This window comes from Microbacterium sp. (assembly GCF_030149085.1).
Classification (GTDB): domain Bacteria; phylum Actinomycetota; class Actinomycetes; order Actinomycetales; family Microbacteriaceae; genus Microbacterium.
On record NZ_JASBSF010000224.1, the window covers coordinates 1 to 5,835 of the forward strand.

Genomic DNA, 5,835 nt, shown 5'->3' on the forward strand with positions numbered 1-5,835 from the left:
GTCGGGACCGGATCGGCGTTGACGGATGCCTTGCTTGCGTTCGCTCGTCGAGAAGACAGCCCGGCCCTGTCGCGCGCGATCGATCAACTCGTCGCAGCGGTCGACCGGGGAACGCCCCTCGCTGATGTGCTCCACGCCCACGCCGCCGATGCGCGCTCGGGGGAGCAGCGCGAGCTCATTGAGCAGGCCGGCCGCAAAGAGATTGCGATGCTCATCCCGCTTGTCTTCTTGATTCTGCCGGTCAGCGTGCTGTTTGCGATCTTCCCCGGCGTCGTGATGCTCGACCTCGGATGAGTGCCCACCAATAGCGATAACCGAACCGAAGGAGATGATGATGAGACGGATGCTGAACCGCCTGCGCGAAGCGATCGCGCCGCGTGCGGGAACCGATCTAGAGGACGCCGGCGTGGCAGCCGCGCTGCGTGAAGACCGCGGTGACGTACCCGGCTGGGTGTTGATCACGCTCATGACCGCAGGGCTGGTCGTGTTGATTTGGGCGCTCGCGGGTCCTGCGCTGTCGGGTCTGTTCGAACAGGCGATCTCCCGCGTATCGGGGTTCTGAGGCGGCTGGCTGTGAGTGATCGTGGCTTCTCGGATGACGATCGGGGCTCTGCGCCGGTCGAGTTCGTCATGGTCGCCGCCCTGCTCACGGCCCTCACGCTGGGTGTGATTCAGCTGGGCATCGCCACCTACGTCAGAAACGTCGTGCACGACGCGGCGGTCGAGGGGGCCTATTACGGCGCACTCGCCGACACCGCTACCGGCTCAGCCGTCGATCGCACGCGCGAGGTGATCACCCGGGCGATCGGAGCCGAGTACGGAACGGATGTCGGCATCCGCGAGGTCATGATCGACGGTCAGCCTGCGGTCGAGGTCACGGTGCGGGCGAGCATCCCGCTCGTGGGCCTGTGGCCGAGCGGCCTGAAGACGGAGGTGACCGCCCATGCTCCGTTGGAGTCGTTCGATCGCTGACAGGTTGCGTTCACGACTGGCTCGGTTTCTGCGCGAGGATGACGGCTCTGCATCCCTCGAGTTCCTCACGGTCGGACTCCTCATGCTCGTGCCGCTCATCTACGTCGTTGTCGCGCTCGGCCAGATTCAGCATCAGGCACTCGGCGCCGAAGCCGCAGCCCGCCACGTCGCGCGGGCGATCTCGCTGTCGTCGGATGCGGCATCCGCTGGCTCCAGCGCCTCAGAGGTGCTGTCGGCAGTGATGGCGGCGTACGACCTGGACGCGTCCGCCACCTCCCTGTCGATTTCGTGTGTTCCGGCGTCGGCATCCTGCCCGACAGCGGGGGCGACGGTGCGGGTTTCGGTCGCAACGCGCGTCTCACTGCCGCTCGCGCCGCCGGTGCTCGGGCTCGATCAGATCGCGAGCGTCCCGGTCGAAGCGAGTGCGGTGCAGCGGATGTCCCGGTTCTGGAGCGGGGGATGAGGACGGTACTGAGGCGGCTTCGCGATTCGGTGCCTGCCGTGGGTGACGAGGAGGGCAGCATCCTGCCGCTGGTGCTGGGGTACGCGATGCTCGCGCTCGCGCTGATCCTCGTGACGGTCGATGCGACGAGCCTGTACCTCGCGCAGAAGCGGCTCGACAGCGTCGCCGATGCTGCGGCGCTCGCAGGTGCTGATGGTTTCACGCTCACGATCGCGAGTGGCTCGCCGCGGGCGGAGCTCTCGTCGGGCGACGTGTACGCGCAGGCAAGCGCGCTGCTGGCGCAGTCGGATGCCGACGCGAGTCTGGTCTCGGCATCCACGCCCGACGGTGTGTCGGCTCGCGTCACGGTTGCGGGACAGTGGCACCCGCCGGTCTTCAGTCTCTTCGTGCCCGACGGTGTCTCGCTCCAGGCCACCGCCACCAGCCGCAACGCCCTGCGGTGACAGTCCTGAAACGTACGTAATGCAGCGAAACGGGAGTACCGTGTGGTCATGACTGATATCCCGATCACGGATGCGCGCGATCGGCTCGCCTCCGTGATCGATGAAGCCCGCCGCGGGACCGTCTATTTGACCCGACGTGATAGGCGAGTTGCGGCGATTGTTGACCCAGAGACCCTCGCCCAGCTCGAAGCCGACGCCGAGGAACTCAGTGACATTCGCGCCGTCGATGCGGCCTGGGCCGAGACCGAGCGACTGTCCGAGACGCCAATCCCGTGGGAGGACGTGAAGCGCGAGCTCGGGCTGTGACCTACCGCATCGAGGTCCTCCCGGCGGCGGTTCGCGAGATCCGCAAGCTTCCGCCGGAAGCGAAGCGGCGCGTACAAGCCGTCATCGAGCTGCTGAGCGAGAACCCGAGGCCGCCAGCGGCGACCAAGCTGACGGCGCGGCCCGAGTGGCGGGTGCGCACTGGCGATTACCGCGTGCTCTACCGCATCGAGGACGACCTCCTGACGATCGTTGTCGTGCGTGCCGGCCACCGGCGGGATGTCTACGAGAGGTGACTCACTCCGAGTCGTTCACCTCGATGACGATCCGGCCGTCGGCTCCGATGACCCCGGGCCCCTTGTCGGGAGTCGGCGCGGGCGCGGGGATGATCTGCTCATGCTCCCACGCTAACCGTGCGTTCTGGGCTGACGGGTAGAAGAGCTCGTCCATCCCGAAGGTTCCTCCCGAGATGGACGACGACTGCAGTGCTCGGCCCTGCCGCCACGCGATTGCGCCGCCGATCGCGAAGCTCACGGGCGCGAGCGCGAGGGCAGCGATCGTGAGCCACCCCAACACATCCGACATGAGCCGAGAGTACGTCCGTCGCGCGGCGAATGGATCCCCCTCAAGACGGATGCCGCGCGGTAGCGTTCGATCGTGGATGTGTCCCGCCGCTCGCTGATGCTCGGCAGCCTCGCTCTTGGCGTCTCCGCCGCGCTCGCGGCTTGTACTCCGCGAGGCACCGACCCGGGGATCCGTTCGCGAGTGCCGGATCGGCCGACGTCGTTCCTCCGGACGTCCTGGTCGGCGGATCCGTTCGCCTTCGGTTCCTACTCATACCTCGCCCCGAGCGACCTCGGCTCGAGCGCTCGGGAACTGCTCGCTGCTCCTGTGGGGCGCCTCTTCTTCGCCGGTGAAGCGACCTCGACGAGCGCGCCCGCGACCACGACCGGCGCCTGGCAGTCCGGTGAGCGGGCCGCCGCACAGGTGACGGACACGACGGGGCCGGTCATCGTCATCGGTGCGGGGTTCGCAGGACTCGCCGCCGCCCGCGCGCTGGTCGCCGCCGGACGAGAGGTCACGGTTGTCGAGGGGCGCGACCGGATCGGCGGCCGCGCTCACACGGTTCCGTTCGCGGGCGGGGTCGCCGACCTCGGCGCATCCTGGATCCACGGCACCGCTGACAACCCGATAACCCTGCTGGCAGCGGATGCCGGAACCGCCCTCATCCCGTTCGACTACGACAACCAGATCGGCGCCGACGAGGACGCTCTCGATTGGCTGGAAGAGATCACTTGGGAGGCATCCGACGAGGACGATCCTGAGGCACGGCCGATGTCGGATCTGCCTCCCACCACTCTCACCGCGGGACAGACGTGGGCGGTAGCCGTCGAGGTCGCAGGGGAGTACGGAGCAGACCCCGATCGCCTCGCCATCGCCGCCTTGGACGAGGGCGATGAGCAGCGCGGCGGCGACGCCTTGCTGAGCGACGGCTATGGTGCCCTGGTATCCGAGGCGGCCGCCGGTCTCGACATCCGCACGGGATGGCCGGTGACCCGGATCACGCAGGATGCCGCCGGAGTCACCATCACTGCGGACGACGGTCAGACCCTTTCCGGCGCGGTCGCCATCGTGACGGTACCCCTCGGCGTTCTCCAGGCCGGCGCCATCGCCTTCGACCCACCGCTTCCCGACGAGAAGACCGCCGCGATCTCGGCCCTCGGGATGGGTCTGCTCGACAAGCTGTGGCTCGCGTTCGACGAGGTCTTCTGGGACCCTGACGTCGACGTCATCAACATCGTGGATCCCGAGAACCCGGGCGCATGGCCGTTCTGGGTCAATGGCTACAAGGCGTTCGGGCTACCCGTCCTCCTCGGGTTTGCCGGCGGCGCTGCTGCGGAGCGAAACGCGCGGCTGACCGATGACGAACTCGTCGCCAGCGCCATGACCACGCTGCGGACCGCGTTCAGCCCTGGTAGCCGATGAGCCAGCGGACGCCGTACCGGTCGCGGACCATGCCGTCGTAGTCGCCCCACGGGCGCTGCTGCAACGCATCCACGATCTCGCCGCCGTCGGCTAGAGCGCCGAACCATGCGGTCAGCTTTTTCAGCCGAGGCGGTGCCGAGAAGCGAGAACTCGACACCGGCCATAGCCACGGACTCTTCGCCGGCTGCGGCATCCGCGGCGAACAGGGTCACCAGGCCTGAGAGGGCTCCGTGGGCGATCGCTTCCTTCGGTCCGTCCGTGCGCGAGAACTCGCCGAACGTATACAGCTCGAGGTCGCCGCCGAAAACCGACTGGTAGAAGGTCAGCGCCTCTCTGGCGGTGCCGTCGAAGTGGAGATAAGGGACGAGTCCGCTCATGCTGCGTGCCCCCGGGCCAGCGACCGACGGATCAGCTTGTCTCCCTCGACCACGATCGGGGGAATCAGGGCGAGGCCGATCGCGAGCCACCATTGCGCGGCATCCAGCGGCGTCGTCATGAGCAGCGCGTTCATGAAGTCGAGTTCGACCGAGAGGACTGTCAGCACGATCGGGATCCACATCCACTTCAGGGCGTTGCTGATCGGGGCGGCAAGACCGGATGCGGGATCGCGGCGCATCGCGAACCCGGCGAGGACCATGCCCAGGCTCAGCACGACGAAGGTCATCGTGACGGGGACCGACGGCTCGGTCTGACTCGGGGTTCCCGGCGAGAGCAGCATTGCGGCAAGCGCGGCGCCGAAGATCGCGACGCCGTACAGCAGCCACTGGCCGATCGAGCGGGGGTTGGCCAACGGAATCTTCGTGTTCCGTGGCGGCTGCGACATGAGTCCTGCCGGGCTCGGGTCGAGCGTGATGACGAGCACGGGGAAGAAGGTGATGAAAAAGCTCAGGAACAGCACCATCAGTGGTGTGATCGGGGTGCCGTTGTTGATGTCGAAGATGCTCGAGACCAGGAACAGCAGCACGAGCGAGAACAGGCCCGCCATCTGGTAGCGGATGTAGCTGACGATCTTGTCGTAGATCGTGCGACCGAGCCGGATCGCCTCGACGAGCGTGCCGAAGTTGTCGTCGGTGAGGATCATCTTGCCGGCCTGCTTGGTCACCTCGCTTCCCGATCCCATCGCGACGCCGATATCGGCCTGCTTGAGGGCTGCGGCGTCGTTGACGGCATCCCCGGTCATCGCCACGACATCGCCGCGCTCCTGCATGAGGCGGGCGATCCGCAGCTTGTCTTCGGGGGTGACGCGCCCGAACACGTGGAGTTCGGGCAGGCGTGCGGTGAGCTCTTCGTCGCTGAGCGCCCGCAGCTCGGGGCCACTGATCGCGCCGGGGCCGAGGCCCAGCTCCCGCCCGATCGCGGCTGCCGTCACGGCGTGGTCGCCGGTGATCATCCGCACTTCGATGCCCGCCTCGCCCGCGACGCGGACCGCCTCGATTGCCTCGGGGCGCAGCGGGTCGATGATGCCGACGAGGGCGACGAAGGTGAAGTCCTCGGCAAACGACATGGGATCGGTCTTCGCCGCTGCTTCCCGACCCTCGAGGTCGCGCACTGCGATCGCGAGGACTCGCAGGCCGTTGCGGCTGAGCTCGGCGTTCGCCTCCAGGATGCTGTCCTTTGCGTCCGCGATAGGGACGACGCCCTCAGCGGTGACGGCGCGCGAGCAGCGGTCGATGACGACATCCGGCCCGCCCTTCATCGTCGCGAGGA

11 protein-coding genes are annotated in these 5,835 nt (G+C 67.6%); 8 read left to right on the plus strand and 3 right to left on the minus strand.

All coding sequences use genetic code 11. The features are described 5' to 3' along the window. From Q1V87_RS09100 to Q1V87_RS09130, 7 genes are all read left to right on the plus strand, one after another. A partial coding sequence (locus Q1V87_RS09100; RefSeq protein WP_300591873.1) for a type II secretion system F family protein occupies nucleotides 1-294 on the plus strand: 294 nt, incomplete at its 5' end. 37 nt (nucleotides 295-331) lie between these two features. Beyond that, nucleotides 332-562 (plus strand): hypothetical protein, encoded by a 231-nt coding sequence (locus tag Q1V87_RS09105; RefSeq protein WP_300591891.1) that lies wholly within the window; start codon nucleotides 332-334, stop codon nucleotides 560-562. Nucleotides 563-573: 11 nt separating this feature from the next. Next, complete coding sequence (locus Q1V87_RS09110; RefSeq protein WP_300591875.1) at nucleotides 574-972, plus strand: TadE family protein; 399 nt, start codon at nucleotides 574-576, stop codon at nucleotides 970-972. Then, entirely contained in the window at nucleotides 944-1,435 is a 492-nt protein-coding gene (locus Q1V87_RS09115; RefSeq protein WP_300591877.1) for a TadE family protein, read from the plus strand. The genes Q1V87_RS09110 and Q1V87_RS09115 overlap by 29 nt, the downstream gene beginning before the upstream one ends. Continuing rightward, entirely contained in the window at nucleotides 1,432-1,878 is a 447-nt protein-coding gene (locus Q1V87_RS09120) for a pilus assembly protein TadG-related protein (RefSeq protein ID WP_300591879.1), read from the plus strand. Before Q1V87_RS09115 ends, Q1V87_RS09120 begins: the two co-directional genes overlap by 4 nt. Before the next feature lie 48 nt (nucleotides 1,879-1,926). Continuing rightward, on the plus strand, nucleotides 1,927-2,184 hold the full coding sequence (locus Q1V87_RS09125) for a type II toxin-antitoxin system Phd/YefM family antitoxin (protein ID WP_300591881.1): 258 nt from the start codon (nucleotides 1,927-1,929) through the stop codon (nucleotides 2,182-2,184). Continuing rightward, nucleotides 2,181-2,438, plus strand: a complete 258-nt coding sequence (locus Q1V87_RS09130) for a type II toxin-antitoxin system RelE/ParE family toxin (protein WP_300591883.1) — start codon at nucleotides 2,181-2,183, stop codon at nucleotides 2,436-2,438. The genes Q1V87_RS09125 and Q1V87_RS09130 overlap by 4 nt, the downstream gene beginning before the upstream one ends. Before the next feature lies 1 nt (nucleotide 2,439). On the opposite strand, the gene Q1V87_RS09135 is transcribed toward Q1V87_RS09130, so the two are convergent. Next, nucleotides 2,440-2,727, minus strand: coding sequence for a hypothetical protein (locus Q1V87_RS09135; RefSeq protein WP_300591885.1), 288 nt, complete (start codon nucleotides 2,725-2,727; stop codon nucleotides 2,440-2,442). A gap of 72 nt (nucleotides 2,728-2,799) precedes the next feature. Between Q1V87_RS09135 and Q1V87_RS09140 the strand changes: the two genes are divergently transcribed. Then, complete coding sequence (locus Q1V87_RS09140; RefSeq protein ID WP_300591887.1) at nucleotides 2,800-4,128, plus strand: FAD-dependent oxidoreductase; 1,329 nt, start codon at nucleotides 2,800-2,802, stop codon at nucleotides 4,126-4,128. On the opposite strand, the gene Q1V87_RS16295 is transcribed toward Q1V87_RS09140, so the two are convergent. Both Q1V87_RS16295 and Q1V87_RS09150 read right to left on the minus strand, forming a co-directional pair. Next, nucleotides 4,109-4,285, minus strand: a complete 177-nt coding sequence (locus tag Q1V87_RS16295; protein ID WP_366945425.1) for a hypothetical protein — start codon at nucleotides 4,283-4,285, stop codon at nucleotides 4,109-4,111. The genes Q1V87_RS09140 and Q1V87_RS16295 overlap by 20 nt on opposite strands. Nucleotides 4,286-4,501: 216 nt before the next feature. Next, on the minus strand, nucleotides 4,502-5,835 hold a 1,334-nt coding region (locus Q1V87_RS09150), incomplete at its 5' end, for an HAD-IC family P-type ATPase (RefSeq protein ID WP_300591889.1).

Coding starts and splice junctions, on each gene's coding strand:
- Q1V87_RS09105 (WP_300591891.1), top strand. CDS start 332: ATGATGAGACGGATGCTGAACCGCCTGCGCGAAGCGATCGCGCCGCGT.
- Q1V87_RS09115 (WP_300591877.1), top strand. CDS start 944: ATGCTCCGTTGGAGTCGTTCGATCGCTGACAGGTTGCGTTCACGACTG.
- Q1V87_RS09120 (WP_300591879.1), top strand. CDS start 1,432: ATGAGGACGGTACTGAGGCGGCTTCGCGATTCGGTGCCTGCCGTGGGT.
- Q1V87_RS09125 (WP_300591881.1), top strand. CDS start 1,927: ATGACTGATATCCCGATCACGGATGCGCGCGATCGGCTCGCCTCCGTG.
- Q1V87_RS09135 (WP_300591885.1), bottom strand. CDS start 2,727: ATGTCGGATGTGTTGGGGTGGCTCACGATCGCTGCCCTCGCGCTCGCG.